A 20651-nucleotide genomic window follows, 5' to 3' on the forward strand; every position below is an offset into this window, starting at 1 on the left:
TATTCGCTTTATTGCACTAAAATCTTTCTTATTTCTAGCATATTGCCTTACCAGTGAATCAATATACCTAACAGATACATTGTTCACATGGGTAGGTAATCGAGCTAGAATCTGATGTGCTATCCGTTTGTGATTCATGGAAACACTCCCTTAACTTATTTTCTGTGTATTACCTTTAATATGGTGCGTAGGCATTATATAGTGACTATTTCTATCAATTTCTAACATACGCTTACCATCTCTATATTTTTGCCAATACGTAGCATCTGCAGTGAGTTTATTAATTTCATCTAGTAAATAATTAATCGCTAAATGATCACCACGTAAATATATTGTCATATGCCCTACACTGTTATAGTTGAGTTTCAAATTGTATCCTCTTAACCACAAGAAAATTGATTCAGTATTTAACCTTGATTGCAGCGTTGCCTGTCCTAAACTCGACAAACACCAATCACATGTTATAAAGTCTATTTCTAAATACTGATACTTGCCCTGTGTTTTATAAATGTGACAAATGGGTTTGTTAGCAATTTCTAAATTCTTAATATCATTAAAGTTGAGTTTCTTATTATTTAATTTGAATGGATCAGTTGGTATTGAATGCATTAACACAGTTTATGAGTCCTCCTATTTTGAAATATGTTTAATAAGTTAATTCTATAATCACACGATTTACATTATTTTTAGTTACTACTGTTCCATATCTATTGCCACTGTTGTATAGGTATCTCATTTTCTTAATCTCCTTTTTTTATGTTAGGTGTGACCGAATTTTTCTAAAAACCCCAGTTCAGTCACACTAGTCACAGTTCAGTCACACCTATTTTTCTTACTGCCACAAGGGATAGACCGTAAAAGTGTGACGGAGTGACCGAAATATCCCAAGTTACTTACACATTAATTAGTAGGCTATATTTTATTTAATTATGTTTGAAGTTAGTAATTATTATGATTTCAGTCACACTTTTAGCTATAAACGTTGATATATCAGTGTTTATAGGTGTGATCGAAATAATTTGGTTCAGTCACAGTAAATATGGAGAATTTTGTTTTAAGCTTGTCATATCAGTGTTTGTAGGTGTGACCGAAATAAAAATATTTTTACCAGTTCAGTCACAGTTTCTGTCACACTACTTTTAATTTGTTATTTATATATGATCGTTTTAATTCTCCATTAGGTACAAGTGTTGGCTCAAAATAACCAACTTTCTTTTGCATGTCTGCTACTGAATAAAATCTAGCTCTTTCCTCTTCCCAGTTCTTGCTTAGATATTGGTTAAACGTTTTGTAGAATTTTCTTTCCGATAGTGCATGATAACCACTATTCTCACAGAAAACTTTATATCTATAATAAACGACCGATTTAGGTACTTTATCAATTTTCCATGTATCGAATTCAGTAACTTTAAAATCATATGCAGGGTCGTTATCCTGTTTATATTCTTCTAACATGTCTGCTGATACTTTAGGCACTATAAATTTCCCGAAGTCTAGGTTAATAGCTTTGTATAAAACATATTCAAGCACCTCTTTATTATTTAAATACTTTTCTTTAATGTCTGGATTCTCTTTTGTACCATTGAAATCAGCATTGAATGGTACTATTAATAGTCGTCTATTTGTACCACCTGTTTTATTTTTAAACCTAGGCATACCATTTGTTGATTGAATTACTGTACATCTAAAAACTGCTCTATATGGCTGCTTTTTCTTTACGTTCACTAAAATAGAATCTCCAGTTACAACACTATTAAAATTTGAACTATCCTCAATGTTCACACCTACAGGCACATCATCACCAATGACTAATGTTTTTCCTTCTAATACACTTGGCTTAAATTCGTGGTCAAATTCGTTTACTTTTAGACTTGCAATATTATCAAAACCTATAAGATTAGATAACAATGTTTGAAATGTACCTTTGCCGTTATTACCATCACCAACAAGAAATATTGCTTTTTTACGTGTATAGTTTCCGTTCAACGAATCATTAATAACTTGCCACAACAATGTGAATACTTCTCTATCACCACATGCGACTTCATCTAACCAGTTATCAAAACTCCAACCACTAATTGTTGGCTGTACAGCACCTTCAATATAATTGGTTGTTATTTTAGTCGTAAATACATAATCTGGTGTAAATGGTTCAAGTTTTTTAGTTTCTTTATTAAATACACCGTTATTCACTGGTATTAAGTGTGGTTCATTTGTTCGAGGTACAACATTTACCATATTAGTTAAATGAAATATCACATCTTCAGCCCTTCTCTGATTATGACTAGGTTCTAACCAACTTATGACACGCTTGATATACGTATAATTTTGTGTGTATATACCTTCATCTTGCCTATAAAACGCTAGTCTGGTACCTTCTTCGATATCAAATAATATAAAGGTAAGATGCTCGTTTAATAGCACAGCGCATCTATTTGGGCTAATTGTTTTCGGCGGTGCGCCTGATGCTTCACCTTTTTCTTTAGCTTGTTCCCATTGTTGGCGCATATGATCCAATTCTTCTTTGCGTAATTGTTTAAGAAAATATTTAATATTACCTTTTTCTTTTTGCACAGTTTGTAATTGATGTTGATACTCTTCTATTAATTTGTCGGTCTCTTCTTCTACGAAGTTATAAATATCTACCATGCAATGCCCCCTTTATCTATTTAAGTCCTTTTTCAATATTGATCTAAATGTGTTGTTTACTTCTTTATCATCAATCGCTGGTGTACACTGCTGTGCCCAAGCTATCGCTAAACCGTAAACTAAATTTACATCTACATACCTACGCAATAAGTACCCAATTAATGATGCTAATGTTTGATTACGTTCACCTTCTCCTACACCGAAGGCTATATCACGCCAATATGATGAATCACGTTTCTTATATTGACTTGAGTAATTAATAGTAATTGGTTTATTTTTTTGGCTATTGATATTTCTGGACAACTCATTTAAATCACCTATAGTGATTGCAGGTGCATCATTATATTTAAATATATATGGTATATTCTTATCTGGCTTTACAGGTAGCGCCATAGCTCTTGAAGGTTGGAAACTGCCTTCATCAATTTTGTAGCCAATTTTCTGAGCTAATGCTTGCGTATACTTCCTATAATCATCTGCACTCACAGGCTCACTTATAGGCGTCATAAGGCGAATACGTGGTTTTTCTGAAGTATGGTTATAGGTTGTATGGAATGCCCAAGAATAGCCCTCTAATTGCTTACAAATAGCACTGTATAACCCTTTGAAATCAGTAATATCATCATAATCAAGTGCTAGTGTATTTCTGTTTATAATGTTTTCATCATTACGGTACTTTTGAATGAGTTTGCCGTCTTTTTCCATGTCTTTTACATCTCCATAAACGACTAAACCACGTTTATATTTATCATCGTTATTCATTGGCGTTTGTATTCTATTAAGCCATTCCGACCACATTACTTCGTTATTTTGAGAAAATGAATCGGAATATAAATTTTTGTACTCGATAATTTTTAATTTAAAATCATGCTGCAATTTTATTTGTTCAAAGCCCATTTATTTTGCCCCTCCTACTGTAAAAACAAGGCATGAAATGGTATAATTAATATATAAATAAGCCGTTCCATGCTTGTTTTTGTTAATATTCCAAATTGCATTAGGCGTTATCTGTTGAGTTTGCCGACTGTACAGATGCGCTTTTTTCTATGTCTAATGTTTTAAAATTTTCGATTAATTTATCGAATTGTTTGAGATAAGACTCCATTAACTCAGTTGTATGTTCATGTTGTATACGAGATTCGTTATAACCAATTGCGTAAGTCATCATTTCATCTTTAGTTGTTAAATCTCTTTTGGTGAACATTTCATCACCATGCCACACGTGTGCTGTTACAACATCATCAATTTTTTCTTTCAATAATTCAAATTCGCATATTAAATCTTTCTGATTCCAATTCATCGTAAAACTCCTTTATTTATAAAAATTGATATAATTTGGTCTATTTCTCTCGATCACTTTGATTAACTTTTCAATTTCTAGCTTAGCAAGATAAAGATTGTTTAAGTCGTCTTCTCGTGAGAAGTAACTAATTTCATTTGCTATATCATAATTTTTAACTCGCATTTTCTTTAAGATGTTTGTTGCATATACTGACATTTGAGCCATCGTTTCAAAGTCTTGAATCATATCTAAAATATCTAATTCACCAATGTATTTATCGTTTACGCTTTGATGTTTCATGTATTCTTGAATTAGTTCCATCTCATGTACTTCTCTATCATCTTTACTTAAATTTCTATTATTGATACGCTCGCTTATTAGCATTAGTGTAATCTCTCTGCCATATTTGCTTTTAAATTCTTTAATTTTCATATTAATTTTCCTCCATCATTTCTTCATCATCTAGGTATACGTCATACTCATCGTCGAATTCACCATGAAATTCATTTTTACTAACAAAAATTCTAGATTCATCTTCAACAGTTAGGCCATATAGCAATTCAGCGAGACATTCTTCATAACCTAATTGTTTTAACGCTTCAACACGACGGATTCCGTCAATAATATATAAGCCATCTTGTCTTACACTGACTGTGATGTAACCTATAGCAAGTCTGTTGAAATTTTCCACAATACCATCAGCATTTGGATTATTTGTGGAACGATAACTATAATCTACTTTCAAATCATTAATTTTAACTGTTTCAAATTTTTTATTCATTTTGATTCCTCCAAATTTTCTAATTTAAGTCCGTATGCTGTTGCGACAATAAATAGTGCAAAGGCTACGTATATATCACTTAGTACACCTATAAAAACTGTGCCTATTGATAATATAAGCATGTATAACATGTATCTTTTCATTTAATGTCCCCCTAAGAGTTATATATTTCATTAAAATTTTTCTTGATATACTCTTTCATTGGTTCTGCTAAAAACTTGTAATGATCTGCTTGTGATTTAGGCTCATGTACATACCTTTCAATATCCTTTTTAAATTTTGGATTTAGCAATAGTTTTTTCATAATTGAATTCCTTGATAATTGCATGTGTGACTGTAAATCTTTAAATGACCACACAAGTTTAGGTTCATTGATAATTACAATACCTTCACTTTCTTGTAGTTGTTCTTGCATTATTTTCACCTCCTTATTAAGCAGTAGCTTGTGTATTTAAGTATTTATTGTAAATGGTTTTACTGACTGAAATATCTAAACCAAATTTGTTAATAGAAGTCATTAAATCGACTGTGTCATCTAAAATTTGTTGACGAATAATTAACATATCTTCACTCATTTGATCTTTTTTTAAGGCTTTATCATAACCAAACAATGTTGAAACACATTTATTAACTACAGTCGCACATTTTATATAGCTAATTTTTTGGGGATTAGATAAACCTTGTTGCAAAACGTCCATAGCTTTTCGTTGATGTTGCTTATCCATTAAGTGGAATACTTCATGTTGCTTTAATCCGATTGATTGTCTTAACTCTCTAATAACTTGCTTAACCCACTTTTTAAATTCTTTTGCTTCATCACGTCTGCTATTCCAAATAGCTTCGTAAATACCAAATTCTGAAAGTATCGTTGTTTTTTGTTGTCCTCCAAGGGTACTCACAATGTGAACCCCCTTTTCATCTTCATCAATCATACGATTCATATTAGTTGTGACACTGTATCCTAATACATTTGCAACATCACCTGCTATTGCCCAATACTCCCCGTCTTTTTCAATAAAACGAATTTCTTTACCGTCAAAAAATTGAGTAATCATTTAATTCCTCCTATATTTGTAATTCTTGAATAACATTAAAGTTAAAAATTTTTTCCGGCTTTTCATTTAAACCTGAAGCGATTTTACTTATTGTTTCTAAACTCGGATTAGTTTTTTGATCCTCTAATTTATATATTGTAGTTCTACTAATACCTGATTTAACACTTAGTTGAGTAATTGAAATTCCCTTAGATTTTCTTATTTCTTCTAATTTGTTATTCATGATTAACACCTCCTATACACAGAATACAAAATTCCAAACAACATGTCAACCATGAATAACAAAAAAATATTTGGCTAATTTTGTTAATCCTGTTAATCTTGAAGTACAATAATATTATTGACATAAATTTCAGTAACTTATAGGAGTGTCTACGATGAACGAATTCGGAAAAAAAATAAAAAAGTTACGCGGTGAAAAATCTATTCGTGAAGCAGCCAGAGGCATTGGAATAAGTCATACTTATTTGGATAGTTTGGAAAAAGGCTACGATCCCCGAACTGGTAAGGAAAGAAAACCAACCATAGATGTTATAAGCAAAATTTCAATTTACTATAATTATGAATTTAGCGATTTAGTTGATTTAGCAAATGTTTTTGTTTCACTTAATGATTTACCTGAAGAACAGAAAAAGATTCAAGCACAAAAAATGTTTTCAAAGTTTGAAGAACACCAGAACTTATCGAACAAAAATGTTAAGAAAACTCTACAAAATATTATCAATAATGACATTTCATCAAATCAATCACGATTTTTAGCTAATTCTTTAGAGTTTTTAAATGATTCGGATGAAGACGATATCAGATTCGTTGGTATTCTCCTTTTAATGTTAAATAAAAACAAAAAATGTGAAAATGAAAATGTTTACGAAGACCTAAGTTTTGAATTCAATAAATTTTTAAAAAAATATCTTAATATAAACCGAGGTGATTAAGTGGCATACATTGAAAAGCGAGGTAAAACATGGAGATATTCAATCTCATATGTAGATGATGAAGGTAACCGTAAAAAAGTTCAAAAAGGTGGTTATCGCACTAAACAAGAAGCTAAACGAATTGCAGAAGATTTAGAATATAAAATGAGAAATGGTTATGCTGTAAGTAATGATATAACATTTGCAGATTACTTTTATCAATGGTATGAAGTTAATAAACTACCACACGTGTCAGAATCAACTAAAAGACATTATGAATCTGCATACAAGCATATTAAAGACCATTTCAGACACAAGTTATTAAAAGATATTAAACGTACTGAATACCAAAAGTTTCTCAATGAGTACGGTTTAACGCATAGTTATGAAACGATTAGAAAGTTAAATAGTTATATACGTAATGCATTCGATGATGCTATACATGAAGGTTATGTTATTAAAAACCCTACATACAAAGCAGAATTACACGCATCTATTCCAGCCAAAACAGAAGAAATGAAGTTTATTAATGAATCAGAATTCAAAAAACTTAAACATTATTTTGAACAAAAAAATACCACCTCATCACTTGTGCTATTAGTAGCACTTGCAACAGGTGGTAGATTTTCAGAAATTGCTAAATTGAAACGTGAAGATCTGGATATTAAAAATAATAAAATTCATTTAAGAGGTACCAAAACCGAAACATCAGACAGAATAATAAGTATTGATACAGTAACTATGAAACGTATTCAATCATTTATTGATTCACGACCTACTAATATCAGTGGTTACATCTTTACTGTTGATGGTAAAACGATAACTAACGCTGCTGTAAACAAAGTACTGAGAAAAGCATGTGCTAATCTAAATATAAAAGAGATAACTATTCACTCGCTAAGACACAGTTTCTGTTCTATACTCATACATCATGGCTTTTCAATACTATATATATCAAAACATTTAGGGCATTCCAATCCAGCCACGACACAATCGATTTACTCCCACTTACTTCAAGAAACTTATGAGCGTGAAGATGAAAAAGCAATGAAATTACTAGAAACTATTTAAGCCACTTAATTATAAATATTAGGTGGTTTTTTACTATAATTTATTTTTCAGTCCCCAAATAGTCCCCACAAAGTAAAGAAAAAGCTTATATAACAACGTTTAATAACTTTATAATATGCCCTTCGAGGGGATAATTTGAATGTTCTTCGTTATAAGACATTCCATTAAATAGTGATTTATCGGGCTTTCATTGACTTTTGTTTTCAGTCGTTGAAAGTCCTTTTTATATTTCTATACCTAGCAAAATATAAAAACAACTATCCAGAGGATTTAAAAACAAAGCTCTGTCATTTATAACGTTTAAATGGCTTAACTATTGCGATTTAAGCGTTTAAAGTTTCTTGAAAATTATTTTATAGTTCTTTTAAAACATTTAACCGCTTAAATATATCTCCATTATTTCACATTGATAAACGTGCTGCCTAAAACATCTCTCACATCGTGAATAACTAAAAAGGCATTTTCATCTACTTCATTGACTAATTTTTTAACTCTTGTCACCTGAGACTGAGGTACAACAACATATAACATTAACGTTTCAGTTTTAGCATACCCGCCTTTTCCGTTTAATAATGTCGAGCCCCGACCGGTAAAGGAATTAATTTTGTCACTGATAATTTCATTCTTAGTAGAAATGACCGTAACACCTTTTTTAGGATTAAAGCCTTCAATGATAAATGAAGTCGCTCTTTCTGTAATGAATAACATGATAATCGTAAATAACACATTTTTTAATGGTAACACCATTAAGAAAGATAAGACGACAATACCATCTAAAATAAAAATACCTTGTGATGTTTTCATTTCTGAATACTTACTTATGATTTTAGCAATTACAGATGTACCTCCAAGTGTACTCCCTGTAGAGATTACTAGTCCAGCACCGATGCCTATAATTGCACCACCAAATACAGAATTAATAACAAAATCATCTATGCCTAAATTAATATTTTCAGTTACTCTTAAAAAGAATGAGAGTGCCGTGTTTGAGATGACAGTATAAACAGCGATTGTTTTGCTTAAATACTTCCAACCGATAAAAACAACGATTGTATTAATAATTAAAGAAGACCAAGCTGGAGAAAATCCTAAAGTATACTTCAAGGCTAGTGCGATACCCACTGTACCACCATCACCTAAATTCGATCCTAGTAAAAAGCAATTTACACCTATAGCGTTGATAAACGTTCCAATTAAACACAAGATGATACTTTTATAATGATTTTTTATTAATGCTGACATTTATTCACTCCCATTCTGTTCGATTTAATCTAAATTATCATCACGTCATATGTTATATGCATTCAATCCATGCCTAAATAATTGACTTAGCTATTTTTGAACTTAAATTTCAATAACAACACATTTAAGTGACAAAACTTAATTTAGAATTAATAAGGCATCGTAAGATCCTCAGAAAATACAATCTTATTAAAAAAGACACCTCTAATGAGGCGTCATCTATAAATCTAATTAGAATATTATAATATCAAAACGTAGTTTTTTTCAATAACATTTTAATATATTTTTAAATTTAGTCTTATCATTTGTAATAAATGCCATATTCTTTTAAGAAAAACTAATTAAAGTTCGATTGTTTCACCGCTTCGGATTTTGTCAGCCATTTGGTTTAATTTTCTTAAACGATGATTGACACCAGATTTTGAAATTGTACCTGAAGACATCATTTCGCCTAATTCTTTTAAGGAAATATCTTGATGTTCTATTCGTAATTTCGCTATTTCACGTAAGCGATCAGGTAAGTTATCTAACCCAATTTCTTGGTCTATTAATTGAATGCTTTCAACCTGCTTCATCGCTGCACTAACGGTTTTGTTTAAATTAGCTGTTTCACAATTAACTAATCTATTTACAGAATTTCTCATGTCTCTGACAATACGCACATCTTCAAATTTAAGCAACGCTTGATAACCACCGATTAAACTCAAGAAATCAGAAATTTTTTCAGCTTCTTTTAAATAAGCGATGCTTCCTTTTTTACGTTCTAGATGTTTCGCATTGAGTTCATATTCATTCATTAAATTCGTAATGCCTTCTGAATGATCTTCATACAATGAAAATATTTCTAAATGATAGGAAGATGTTTCAGGATTATTCACTGATCCACCTGCTAGAAAAGCACCACGTAAATAACTTCTTTTCATTTCATCTTCATGAAGCATCGTTTCATCTATTTCATGCGTAAAAACACCATTTTTCAAAATACCTAATTCATCTAAAATTTCTTTGGCACGCGCTTTAATTCTACAAATATAAATATTGTTCTTTTTTAATTTCATTTTTTTCCTTACAAGTAGCTCTACTTCAACATTAAACACTTTTTTTATTAAGGAATATATACGTCTTGCTGTCGTAGCATTTTCAGTTTGAACATTTATCACAAATTGTTGATTGGAAAGACTGAGTGCACCATTCATTCGTATGAGTGCACTGAGCTCTGCTTTTGCATTTGTTTCATCTACTTCTATTCTAGTAAGTTCATTTTTCATTTCTGATGCAAAGCTCATACATCTTCAGTCCCTTCTTATCTAAGTTTAATACTTAGTTTGTTTTACGATTTTATTTATCTCGGTTAAATTCAATCGTTTCTGTTTCTCTCATAGCAATCTCGTAAATCATTTTAGACAAGACCTCTGTATTATGTCTAACATAATTCTCTTGTGATACTTCTACCAGATTTTCGTGTGTAAAAACTTTTATCTTTTCTGCTTCCATATCTTTCATGTTGCATTTAACTGGATCTGCGCCATCTTCTTTATAACGACGTAAAACATCGGCGTTAAACGTCTGAGTACTACATATAGCATAGTTTATACAATGACGTCCCATGTGATTATGTATTGCATCAACATGATCTAAAGCAGTGTAATGATTAGTCTCACCAGGTTGTGTCATAACATTTGATACATATAACTTTGGCGCATCGCATTTTAATAATGAATCCGCAATACCTTTAACGCATAGATTAGAAATTACACTTGTATATAGCGAACCTGGTCCTAAAACGATTAAGTCAGCATCTTCTATCGCTTCAACAGCTTCTTCCATGGGTTCTACATTTTCTGGTTCTAAAAATACACGTTCTATCTTTTTATTTTTTTTAGGAATTTTTGATTCGCCATAAACAATTTCACCGTCTTCCATCACTGCATTTAAGCGTACACTGGAATTTGTAGATGGTATCACTCGACCTCTTATATTTAAAATTTTACTTAATTCTTTTACCGCATGTCCAAAATCATCATTCATATTCGTTAATGCAGCTATTAACAAGTTGCCTAAAGAATGACCTTCAACTTGATTTTCTTTAAAACGATATTGGAACAATCTTTCAATTGTTGATTCTGAATCGCTGAGTGCTGAAATTACATTTCGTATGTCACCAGGTGCAGGAATATCCATTTCATTTCTGATTTTCCCAGTACTACCTCCATCATCAGCAACTGTGACAATGGTCGTAATATCTATCGGAAAGTCTTTTAAACCACGTGCTAAAACAGATAAACCTGTACCACCACCAATAAGTACAAGTTTAATTCTTTTCATTTTTTTGCTTCACGCCACTTTCAATTTGAGCATCTCTATGATGCACATATACATTATAGTCAAAATTTTCGTTAAGCTCTGCACCAATGCGTTTAGCTAGAGCTACAGAACGATGTTGGCCTCCGGTACAACCAATAGCAATCACAAGTTGTGATTTACCTTCTTTTTTATATCCTGGAATCATAAATTTTAATAAATCCATCAATTTCTCATAAAAAATATTTGTTGTTTTCCATTTCATAACGTAATTATATACTGCTTCATCTTCTCCAGTTAAAGGTCTTAGTTCATCCACATAATGCGGGTTCGGTAAAAATCTCACATCAAACACTAAATCCGCATCCATCTGAATCCCATGTTTAAAACCAAAACTGGTTACATTAATATTGAATGTTTGATAATTACTTTGATTAAAGTAATCTCCGATTCGCTTACGAAGCTCTTTGGGTTTCATAAATGATGTATCAATCGTGTAGTTTGCTAAACTTTGAATCTCAGCGAGTAGACTGCGTTCTTCTTCAATCGCTTCAATTAACGAGCGTTGTCCTTGTTCATTTAATGGATGTGCACGTCGCGTCTCTTTATAACGTGAGATCAACTTTTCGTTGGATGCTTCTAAGAACATCATATCAACGATAATATCTGAGTTACTTTTGATTTGGTCGATTTCTTTAATCAATGATTTGAAAAGTTCTTTCCCTCTTAAATCAATGGCAATGGCTACCTTTTGCAACGAAGGATTTCCTTGACCCATTAATTCTACAAATTTCGGCAACAGTATTGGAGGTAAATTATCTACACAAAAATAACCGATATCTTCTAAACTTTGTATTACAACCGACTTACCTGCGCCAGACAAACCCGTCACAACTAATAATTCACTTTTAGTCACTTCTTTTTCTTCTCGTAGCATTACTTTACACCATCCAAAGATTATTTTTAGACATTCCATTTATTGTTCTGGAATTTTATTATCAATACAAGCAATCATTTTAACTTAGTCAGTTTATGACCACTATGCTATCACATTATATTTTACATGAAAAACGACTTTGGTAGTAGTTTTATCACTTAATTGACCCTAAGTACTATCGTAGACTGACTTAAATGAAATAAATTTGTGTCCACAAATGTAATTGAGTCCTTTTCATTTTTTCAATTAGCATAATTTATAATAAATTAGCTTCTGTATGATCTATTTATTATATAGCTCCTGAAATACACATATATAGTAGGTTTATACCTCACACAAGCGATTCATTGAGCTAACACTGCACACTTACATTTAAAGTACAATTATGTAAAAAAGCTAGAATGTTAAACCTACATGATTAATGTAAGGTTGATACATTCTAGCCTGTCTGAATCTCGTTATTATTCAATTAAATTCTATAAATAATATGTTTTAATCTTATGCTTCTATGGTATCTTTTAATTCTTCAATATAAGAAATTGCACTTTGTGCTGCGATACTGCCGTCACCTGTTGCAGTTACGATTTGGCGTAGGCCTTTTGCACGTACGTCGCCAGCAGCATAAACACCTGGGATTTTCGTACTCATATCTTCATTAGTGACAATATAGCCTACTTCATTTGTAATGCCTAAATTTTCAAATGGTGCTGTTAATGGTTTCATACCAATGTATACGAAAACACCGTCAGCATCGAAAGTTTGTTCAGCACCATCTTTTGTGGATTCTAAAGTAACTGAACCAACTTTACCGTCTTTTTCGTTGATTGTTTTAAGAGTATGACTCCAAATAAAGTCGATTTTATCATTTTTAAATGCACGATCTTGTAAGATTTTTTGCGCACGTAGTTCATCTCTACGGTGAACGATTGTTACACTGTCAGCGAATTTTGTAAGGAATGTACCTTCCTCAACTGCAGAATCTCCACCACCGATAACAAATAATTTTTTGTTTTTGAAGAATGCACCATCACATACTGCGCAATAACTCACACCGCGGCCACCTAATTCTTGTTCACCGGGCACACCAATTTTTTTATATTCAGCACCAGTAGATATAATCACAGCTCGCGCAGTAATCTCACTGTTGCCAAGATTTATAACTTTATATTGACCTTTGTCTTCAATTGATTTGATATCACCATATTGATATTTTGCGCCAAACTTTTTAGCGTGTTCAAACATTTTAGTTGATAAATCTGGTCCAGTAATCATTTCAAAACCTGGGAAGTTTTCAACCTCTTCTGTATTTGCCATTTGTCCACCTGGCATACCACGTTCAATCATTACAGTACTTAAGTTTGCACGTGATGCATACACGGCAGCAGTCATACCAGCTGGCCCTGCACCTACAATCGCAACATCAAAATCCACTTGTTCAGCCATTTAAATTGCCTCCTGTTTATTAATTCATTATACGCATTATATATGATTTCTTGCATTTCATAAAATTATATGCTTACTAAATAGTCTATTGTTTTATTTAAACGATAAGCCGTTATATCAAACCATTCTAATACTTGTTGTTTGGTAATCTTAGTGTCCATACTCCGATAATACATATAAACAAAAGCAGCCACATAATCATCTACATTAGTTAAATCTGCTTGTTCTGCTATAATCGCCTCTGCTTTATCAATCCATACAATAAATAATTCTGAGTTATTTTTCAAATATTCAATATTATACAACATTAACATGCCTCTATGAATAAAATCTAACTTATTTAACTGTAAACCTTGAATGAGATAAGTTAAATATAATTTTTCATAATCATTCATATCTTCTAAAACAGCCCATATGTCTTGTGTCAATAAGACTTCTCGACCTTTTAATTGATTTAATAAGAAAATCCCGTATAACCTACGATGACTATCATCACTCAATAATAGTGGCAATACTTGTTGGTTGAAATACGCCTTACTTTGCTCAATTACCCAAGGCGCATAACCTACATCAACCTTAGATATTTCTTGTAACTTAGACCAAAAATATTTGCTATCTTCGATATGATTGAGATGATAATTGTTGTGGCTCAATGCATTATACATTTGTATAGAGAGAAATTTCCCTTTTCTATAAAGTGGTTGCAGCAATTTTTGAGAAGCTTCATATTGCTTTAAATAACAAAGTACAATACCTAGCTTGAACGATTCATCATCATTCATAGGTACGACTTTACTTAAAATATTCAAATAACGTTGATACTTTTCTTTTTCATTGGTGTTATATAACAATAAAGTGTAATGACAAAGTGCATGTACATCAGTATTGTCCTCATTTAGCAAACGTTCAAACATTACTTTAGCAGTATCATATTCATTGAGGTATAGATAACACATGGCTAATAAATTTCTAACTACTCGATGATCTTGAATCGCTTCATTTTGATTTAAAACAAAGTTTCTTGCCTCGGGCAGTCTACCTTGTGAAAATAAATATTGAAAAATGAGCTGAACCGCAAATAATTGGCACTCAACTTCAATCTTTTCTTCAGAGTTATAAGTAACCTCAAACATTTCTTCTAATTCTTCTTGGTAGTCGTCATCATCTGCTAAAATGACATAATTCATTCCGAATAAAAAGGCTTTGTTTGCTTCATTGAGCGTAATATTTAATTGGCTGAGTTGATAGTAACTATCCACTACCGATTCTTGTTTAGCAATCATTTCATAAAAAATATGTTCTGCTCTATTGTTATAACCAAGATGTGCTAGACATTCTGATAATTTTACTTTAATTTCAAAAACATCAAATTCTTGGGGTGACATTTCAAGCACTTTTTCATAGTATTCTACTGCCTTTTTATAATCTTGCTGTTGATATTTTTGATCAGCTAATTTTTTATAAAAAGGACTATCAAGTTTCATTGAAATAATTTTATTGCTGTTTTGCGCCATCCATGTTCACCTCCTGTATTTAGTCATTGCTTCAGTTGCATTGGATTCCCATATGCTAACGTGTGGTTCGGGATGTCCTTAGATACAACAGTACCTGCGCCAACCTTCACATAATCTCCTATTTTTACTCCAGGCAAAATTGTTACATTAGCTCCGATTAACGTGTGATTTCCAATATAAACATGCCCTGTTCGAAATTCACCTACTAAAAACTCATGCGTTAAAATAGTTGTGTTATAACCTATGACACAGTTTTCACCAACCGTTATATACTCAGGATGTAATAAATCAGGTACAACTTTAAATGCAAATGCTGTATGTGCACCTATATTCATTTTTAATAAATTGCGATACATCCAATGTTTTAATTTCACATTAGGTAAGTAGCGGCAAACTTCTATAATCACTGTTTGTTTAAACATTTTGACACGGCTTATGTAGCGATACATATGCCACAACGGATTTTTACCATTAACTTTTAGCTTTTTTAAGTCACGCATTATATTCTATCACTTCACCTTTTGCTTTGACCATGTTAAAGGGCCAACATCTTTATATCTTGGTGCATTATATCTCACTCTTCTAATTATCATAAGGACAATGCCCGCAACAATAAGTAAGACAGACATGAGTTGCGCAACACGTATATCACTCGTGAGCATCAAACTATCTGTACGCAAACCTTCTACAAAGAATCTACCTATAGAATACCAGATAAGATATAGTGCAAAAGTATCACCTATACGTAAATGCTTTCTCAATGTAATTAATATAACAAATCCTAGAATATCCCATATAGATTCGTATAAAAACGTTGGGTGATAATATTGACCATCAATGTACATATTGTTAATAATAAAGTCCGGTATATGCATATTTTCTAAAAATGATTTAGATACAGGACCACCATGGGCTTCATGATTCATAAAGTTACCCCATCTGCCAATACCTTGTCCTAAAATCAAACTCGGTGCAATCACATCACCAATTTGAAATGGATTGATATTTTTTTGTCTGCATACAATGATACCTGTGATAAAACCGCCAATCAGACCACCATGAATCGCGATTCCTCCATACCAAATCATAGGTATTTCTATAGGATGTTGTGCATAATAAGGCCATTGGAAAATAACAAAATAAATTCTAGCTACGATAAAACCAAAAATTGCACTCCAAAAGATGATATCAATCAATATATCTTTATCAAAACCTATGCGTTTAATACTTTCTTGAGCGATAAAATAACCTAATAGTATACCCGCGGCGATGATAATGCCATACCAATGAACCGATATTGGACCAAGCTCAAATGCAATTGGATCAATGTAATTCAATATCATCATTTATTCTCCTTATTGTTGCTACCATTACGCATAATTTCAGCATTTAAGCGATCATTGAATTCTTCTGCAGTGTTAATCCCCATAATATTAAGTCTATAGTTCATCGCTGCAACTTCAATGATAACTGCTACGTTACGACCTGGTCTAACTGGTATTGTCTTTTTAGTAATCTCAGTGTCTAAAATGCGCAATGTTTCTTCATTCAAACCAACGCGATCATACAATTTATCTTTATGCCAATTTTCTAAATGAATATTTAAACGTAAACGCTTTTCGGTCAAAATGGAACCTGCACCAAAGAGTGTCATTACATTTATAATACCTAAACCTCTAATTTCTAATAAATGTTCTATTAATTTAGGGGGTCTACCAATCAGTTCATCTTTACTAATTTCTCTAATCTCTACATTGTCATCCGCGACAAGTCTGTGACCACGTTTAATTAGTTCAAGTGCCGTTTCACTTTTACCGATACCTGAGTCTCCTGTTATAAGTACACCAACACCATACACATCTACTAGAACACCATGCAACGAAGTTGTTCGTGCAAGTTCATGTTCTAAGAAAGTCGTTAAACGACTCATTAATTGTGTTGTTGCAATTGTTGACGTGATAAGTGGTGTATCAAATTCTTTCGCTGATGCTACAAGCTCTTCTGGTGGCTCTAAATCTCTTGTCACAATAATTGCTGGTGTTTCTGGTCGACATAATTTTTTCATGCGTCCTTTGCGCTCTTCATCCGGTAGTAGATTATAAAATGATAATTCTGTTGTTCCTAACAATTGAATGCGGTCAGAGGCATAGTGCGAAAAATATCCAGCCATTTCTAATCCTGGTCTTGATATATCTGTATTTTTTATTTGTTTATTTAAGCCTGACTCCCCAGCTATAAGCTCAAGGTTAAAGCGTTCAATTAAACTCTTTGTTGTTAACATAGGTTCACCTCTATTAATATTTCTCCTGAAATTTCATATGTCATTATCATATCAAAAAGGACTGATAATCTATATAAAAAAGTACAGAAGTCTAAAATAAATCCTATCGTTTTTATCATACCCTATATTATTTTTGAATAAAATTACTAAAAATGGTTCAGTAATCTCATTTATTTTAAATGATTACGTCGTTACAATCCAGCAAGGTTGGATAAGCTTGAATGGAATAAAATGTTAGATATCGAAAAAACTACTCCATACATTCCAGACACATGAAAATGTCTTCTTGTATGGAGTAGCTAATATTTTATATATTTTTACAGAGGTTAATCAATAAACTATTATGCTTGAACTGTATCTCTTTCTAATACTGGTTTTAAATATTGTCCAGTGTAGCTTCCTTTCACTTTTGCAATATCCTCTGGTGTACCTGTCGCAACGATGGTACCACCACCGTCACCGCCTTCTGGACCTAAATCAATAATATAATCAGCCATTTTAATAACGTCTAAATTGTGTTCAATGATGACAACTGTGTCACCGTTATCAACCAATTTATTTAACACTTTTAATAATCGGCTAATATCATCAACATGCAAACCAGTTGTTGGCTCATCTAATATATATATTGAACGGCCAGTAGAGCGTTTATGCAATTCTGAAGCAAGTTTAACACGTTGTGCTTCACCACCAGATAATGTCGTAGCCGGTTGTCCTAAAGTAACATAACCTAAACCAACATCTACTAAAGTTTTCAATTTTCGATGTATTTTAGGGACATTTTCAAAAAAGTTTGTTGCTTCTTCGGCAGTCATAGCCAAGACGTCCGCAATGTTTTTACCTTTGTATGTTACTTCTAGTGTTTCACGGTTATATCTCGAGCCGCCACAAACTTCACAAGGAACATAGACATCCGGTAAAAAGTGCATTTCTATTTTAATGATACCGTCACCTTTACATGCTTCACAGCGACCACCTTTAACATTAAAACTAAAGCGACCTTTAGAATAACCTCTGACTTTTGCTTCGTTTGTTTGAGCAAAGATATCTCGTATGTTATCAAAAACACCCGTATACGTTGCCGGATTAGAACGTGGTGTCCTACCAATTGGCGATTGATCAATATCGATAATACGATCAAGTTGATCTATACCGTTAATTTCATCATAATCACCTGGTTTAACTTTAGATTTATTTATCTTTTTAGCTAATGATTTATAAAGTACTTCATTGACTAATGTACTCTTACCGGAACCAGACACACCCGTAACAACGTTCATCGTTGAAAGTGGAAAGTCTACATTAACATCTTTCAAATTATTACTGCGTGCGCCTTTGACACTAATCTTTCTATCCGTAACTTCACGACGTGATTCTGGCACCTGAATTTTCTTCTTACCACTCAAATATTGACCAGTTAAAGACTTTGTATTTGCCATAACTTGTTTTGGCGTACCACTAGCAACAATTTCACCGCCGTGGTCACCAGCACCTGGTCCTACATCTACTAAATAATCTGCAGCACGCATCGTATCATCGTCATGTTCAACAACGATTAAAGTGTTACCTAAATCTCGCATTTCTTTTAATGTGCTAATTAACCGATCATTATCACGCTGATGTAATCCTATAGAAGGCTCGTCTAAAACATATAATACACCAGATAGTCTTGAACCAATCTGAGTTGCTAAACGTATACGTTGCGCCTCACCACCTGACAAAGAACCAGAAGCACGATTTAGTGTTAAATACTCTAATCCTACATTATATAAAAATTCTAATCTAGAATTAATCTCTTTTAAAATTTGATTAGCAATTTTTCTGTCTTGCTCTGATAATGTGATATGTTCATAGTTATACAGTGCATCTTTAATAGAGTGTTCTACCACTTCACCGATATTTTTCCCGTCCACATACACAGACAAAGCTTCGCGACTTAAACGTTTGCCATGACATGTTTCACAAGTAAGTTCTGTCATGTATTTACTCATCATTTCTCTTACGAGTTCTGACGGTGAATCATGATAACGTCTATTGATATTATTTATAACACCTTCAAACGCCATCGTACGTTTTCTTGTTTGGCCGTTGCGCTGTTTGAATGTAAATTCAATTTCTTTATCTTTGGAACCATAAAGAATAATATCTTTTTGGCGTTCTGTTAATTTTTTGAATGGTTTATCCATATTTATTTTATATACTTCACAGACACGATTTAATAATGTTGGATAAAAGTCTGAACTTGAAGATTCCCAAGCAACAATTGCACCTTCATTCAATGATTTCTCCTTATCAGGAACAACTAAGTCTAAATCTACCATTAGTTTTTGTCCTAAACCATCACAAGTTGGACAAGCTCCAAATGGGCTGTTAAAACTAAACATGCGTGGCTCTAATTCTCCGATTGAAAATCCACAAATAGGACAAGCATGATTTTCAGAAAATTTTAGTTCATCATCACCAATGATATCTACGATTAAATTACCTTCAGCTAATTGTAACGCCGTTTCTATAGAATCAGCTAGACGTGTTTCAATACCTTCTTTGATTACAAGGCGGTCTACAACAACTTCTATCGTATGGTTCTTATTTTTATCTAAATTTGGCACTTCATTTACATCCGTAATTTCGCCATCAACGCGCACACGTACGTATCCTTTTTTACTAATGTCATCAATTAACTTTTCATGCGCACCTTTTCTATGATTTACAACAGGCGCCAATAATTGAATCTTACTGCGTTCTTCAAGTTGTAAAACTTGATCGACCATTTGTTGTACAGTTTGAGATTCAATTTCTATACCATGATTTGGGCAATATGGCTTTCCAATACGTGCATATAATAGACGAATATAATCATATATTTCAGTAACAGTGGCAACCGTAGATCTTGGATTTTTACTCGTTGTTTTTTGGTCTATTGAAATCGCAGGAGACAAACCTTCAATAGTATCAACATCTGGCTTATCCATTTGTCCTAAAAACTGTCTTGCATAAGCACTTAATGATTCTACATATCTACGTTGCCCTTCTGCATAAATCGTATCAAAAGCTAATGAAGATTTGCCTGAGCCAGATAGCCCCGTCATTACTATAAGTTCATTTTTAGGTATTTCAATATCAACATCTTTTAAATTGTGGGCACGTGCCCCTTTAACTACAATGGATGGTTGCTTCATTT

At 32.5% G+C, this 20651-nt stretch carries 22 protein-coding genes; 2 read left to right on the top strand and 20 right to left on the bottom strand.

Features of this window, described 5'->3' with window-relative positions:
- Nucleotides 1-150: 150 nt before the first annotated feature.
- The 10 genes from KA856_RS10840 to KA856_RS10885 form a co-directional block, all read right to left on the bottom strand.
- Nucleotides 151-609, bottom strand: a complete 459-nt coding sequence (locus tag KA856_RS10840; protein WP_245344316.1) for a hypothetical protein — start codon at nucleotides 607-609, stop codon at nucleotides 151-153.
- Between the two features lie 519 nt (nucleotides 610-1128).
- Complete coding sequence (locus KA856_RS10845) at nucleotides 1129-2649, bottom strand: phage/plasmid primase, P4 family (RefSeq protein WP_107391418.1); 1521 nt, start codon at nucleotides 2647-2649, stop codon at nucleotides 1129-1131.
- Between the two features lie 12 nt (nucleotides 2650-2661).
- Nucleotides 2662-3546 (bottom strand): primase alpha helix C-terminal domain-containing protein, encoded by an 885-nt coding sequence (locus KA856_RS10850; protein ID WP_107391417.1) that lies wholly within the window; start codon nucleotides 3544-3546, stop codon nucleotides 2662-2664.
- 100 nt (nucleotides 3547-3646) lie between these two features.
- The gene (tscT, locus tag KA856_RS10855) at nucleotides 3647-3949 is read right to left on the bottom strand and encodes a type II toxin-antitoxin system toxin TscT (protein ID WP_119517848.1); all 303 of its coding nucleotides are present in this window, start codon (nucleotides 3947-3949) and stop codon (nucleotides 3647-3649) included.
- 12 nt (nucleotides 3950-3961) lie between these two features.
- A complete protein-coding gene (locus KA856_RS10860) occupies nucleotides 3962-4363 on the bottom strand; it encodes a hypothetical protein (protein WP_210138677.1) in 402 nt (133 codons plus the stop codon).
- 1 nt (nucleotide 4364) lies between these two features.
- On the bottom strand, nucleotides 4365-4712 hold the full coding sequence (locus KA856_RS10865) for a hypothetical protein (RefSeq protein WP_229767955.1): 348 nt from the start codon (nucleotides 4710-4712) through the stop codon (nucleotides 4365-4367).
- Nucleotides 4709-4855, bottom strand: coding sequence for a hypothetical protein (locus tag KA856_RS10870; protein ID WP_154409531.1), 147 nt, complete (start codon nucleotides 4853-4855; stop codon nucleotides 4709-4711). The genes KA856_RS10865 and KA856_RS10870 overlap by 4 nt, the downstream gene beginning before the upstream one ends.
- An 11-nt stretch (nucleotides 4856-4866) precedes the next feature.
- Nucleotides 4867-5127 (bottom strand): DUF771 domain-containing protein, encoded by a 261-nt coding sequence (locus KA856_RS10875; RefSeq protein ID WP_064263808.1) that lies wholly within the window; start codon nucleotides 5125-5127, stop codon nucleotides 4867-4869.
- Nucleotides 5128-5143: 16 nt separating this feature from the next.
- Nucleotides 5144-5767 (bottom strand): BRO-N domain-containing protein, encoded by a 624-nt coding sequence (locus KA856_RS10880; protein WP_107523358.1) that lies wholly within the window; start codon nucleotides 5765-5767, stop codon nucleotides 5144-5146.
- Between the two features lie 10 nt (nucleotides 5768-5777).
- A complete protein-coding gene (locus KA856_RS10885; RefSeq protein WP_107523359.1) occupies nucleotides 5778-5990 on the bottom strand; it encodes a helix-turn-helix transcriptional regulator in 213 nt (70 codons plus the stop codon).
- A gap of 154 nt (nucleotides 5991-6144) precedes the next feature.
- Here KA856_RS10885 and KA856_RS10890 point away from each other — a divergent pair, with 154 nt between their 5' ends.
- Both KA856_RS10890 and KA856_RS14055 read left to right on the top strand, forming a co-directional pair.
- Entirely contained in the window at nucleotides 6145-6702 is a 558-nt protein-coding gene (locus KA856_RS10890; protein ID WP_107523360.1) for a helix-turn-helix domain-containing protein, read from the top strand.
- A complete protein-coding gene (locus KA856_RS14055) occupies nucleotides 6703-7752 on the top strand; it encodes a tyrosine-type recombinase/integrase (RefSeq protein ID WP_210129270.1) in 1050 nt (349 codons plus the stop codon).
- 396 nt (nucleotides 7753-8148) lie between these two features.
- On the opposite strand, the gene KA856_RS10900 is transcribed toward KA856_RS14055, so the two are convergent.
- The 10 genes from KA856_RS10900 to uvrA form a co-directional block, all read right to left on the bottom strand.
- Nucleotides 8149-8994: a YitT family protein gene (locus KA856_RS10900; protein ID WP_107386651.1), complete on the bottom strand. Its 846-nt coding sequence runs from the start codon at nucleotides 8992-8994 to the stop codon at nucleotides 8149-8151.
- A 341-nt stretch (nucleotides 8995-9335) separates the two neighbouring features.
- Entirely contained in the window at nucleotides 9336-10280 is a 945-nt protein-coding gene (gene whiA / locus KA856_RS10905; RefSeq protein ID WP_210138678.1) for a DNA-binding protein WhiA, read from the bottom strand.
- A gap of 52 nt (nucleotides 10281-10332) precedes the next feature.
- Nucleotides 10333-11319 (bottom strand): gluconeogenesis factor YvcK family protein, encoded by a 987-nt coding sequence (locus KA856_RS10910; RefSeq protein ID WP_107386210.1) that lies wholly within the window; start codon nucleotides 11317-11319, stop codon nucleotides 10333-10335.
- On the bottom strand, nucleotides 11306-12232 hold the full coding sequence (rapZ, locus tag KA856_RS10915; RefSeq protein ID WP_210138679.1) for an RNase adapter RapZ: 927 nt from the start codon (nucleotides 12230-12232) through the stop codon (nucleotides 11306-11308). Before rapZ ends, KA856_RS10910 begins: the two co-directional genes overlap by 14 nt.
- A gap of 498 nt (nucleotides 12233-12730) precedes the next feature.
- Entirely contained in the window at nucleotides 12731-13675 is a 945-nt protein-coding gene (gene trxB / locus KA856_RS10920; RefSeq protein ID WP_107383679.1) for a thioredoxin-disulfide reductase, read from the bottom strand.
- Nucleotides 13676-13740: 65 nt separating this feature from the next.
- Complete coding sequence (locus KA856_RS10925) at nucleotides 13741-15189, bottom strand: tetratricopeptide repeat protein (protein WP_107383678.1); 1449 nt, start codon at nucleotides 15187-15189, stop codon at nucleotides 13741-13743.
- Between the two features lie 23 nt (nucleotides 15190-15212).
- Nucleotides 15213-15689 (bottom strand): acyltransferase, encoded by a 477-nt coding sequence (locus KA856_RS10930; protein WP_107383677.1) that lies wholly within the window; start codon nucleotides 15687-15689, stop codon nucleotides 15213-15215.
- 9 nt (nucleotides 15690-15698) lie between these two features.
- Nucleotides 15699-16535 carry a prolipoprotein diacylglyceryl transferase gene (gene lgt / locus KA856_RS10935; RefSeq protein WP_107386211.1) on the bottom strand — a complete coding sequence of 279 codons (837 nt, stop codon included), beginning with the start codon at nucleotides 16533-16535 and terminating at the stop codon, nucleotides 15699-15701.
- Entirely contained in the window at nucleotides 16532-17470 is a 939-nt protein-coding gene (hprK, locus tag KA856_RS10940) for an HPr(Ser) kinase/phosphatase (RefSeq protein ID WP_107383675.1), read from the bottom strand. The genes lgt and hprK overlap by 4 nt, the downstream gene beginning before the upstream one ends.
- A 341-nt stretch (nucleotides 17471-17811) precedes the next feature.
- Nucleotides 17812-20649: an excinuclease ABC subunit UvrA gene (gene uvrA / locus KA856_RS10945; RefSeq protein ID WP_107383674.1), complete on the bottom strand. Its 2838-nt coding sequence runs from the start codon at nucleotides 20647-20649 to the stop codon at nucleotides 17812-17814.
- Between the last annotated feature and the right edge of the window lie 2 nt (nucleotides 20650-20651).

Source organism: Staphylococcus sp. GDB9P120P, assembly GCF_017893435.1.
GTDB lineage: Bacteria > Bacillota > Bacilli > Staphylococcales > Staphylococcaceae > Staphylococcus > Staphylococcus cohnii.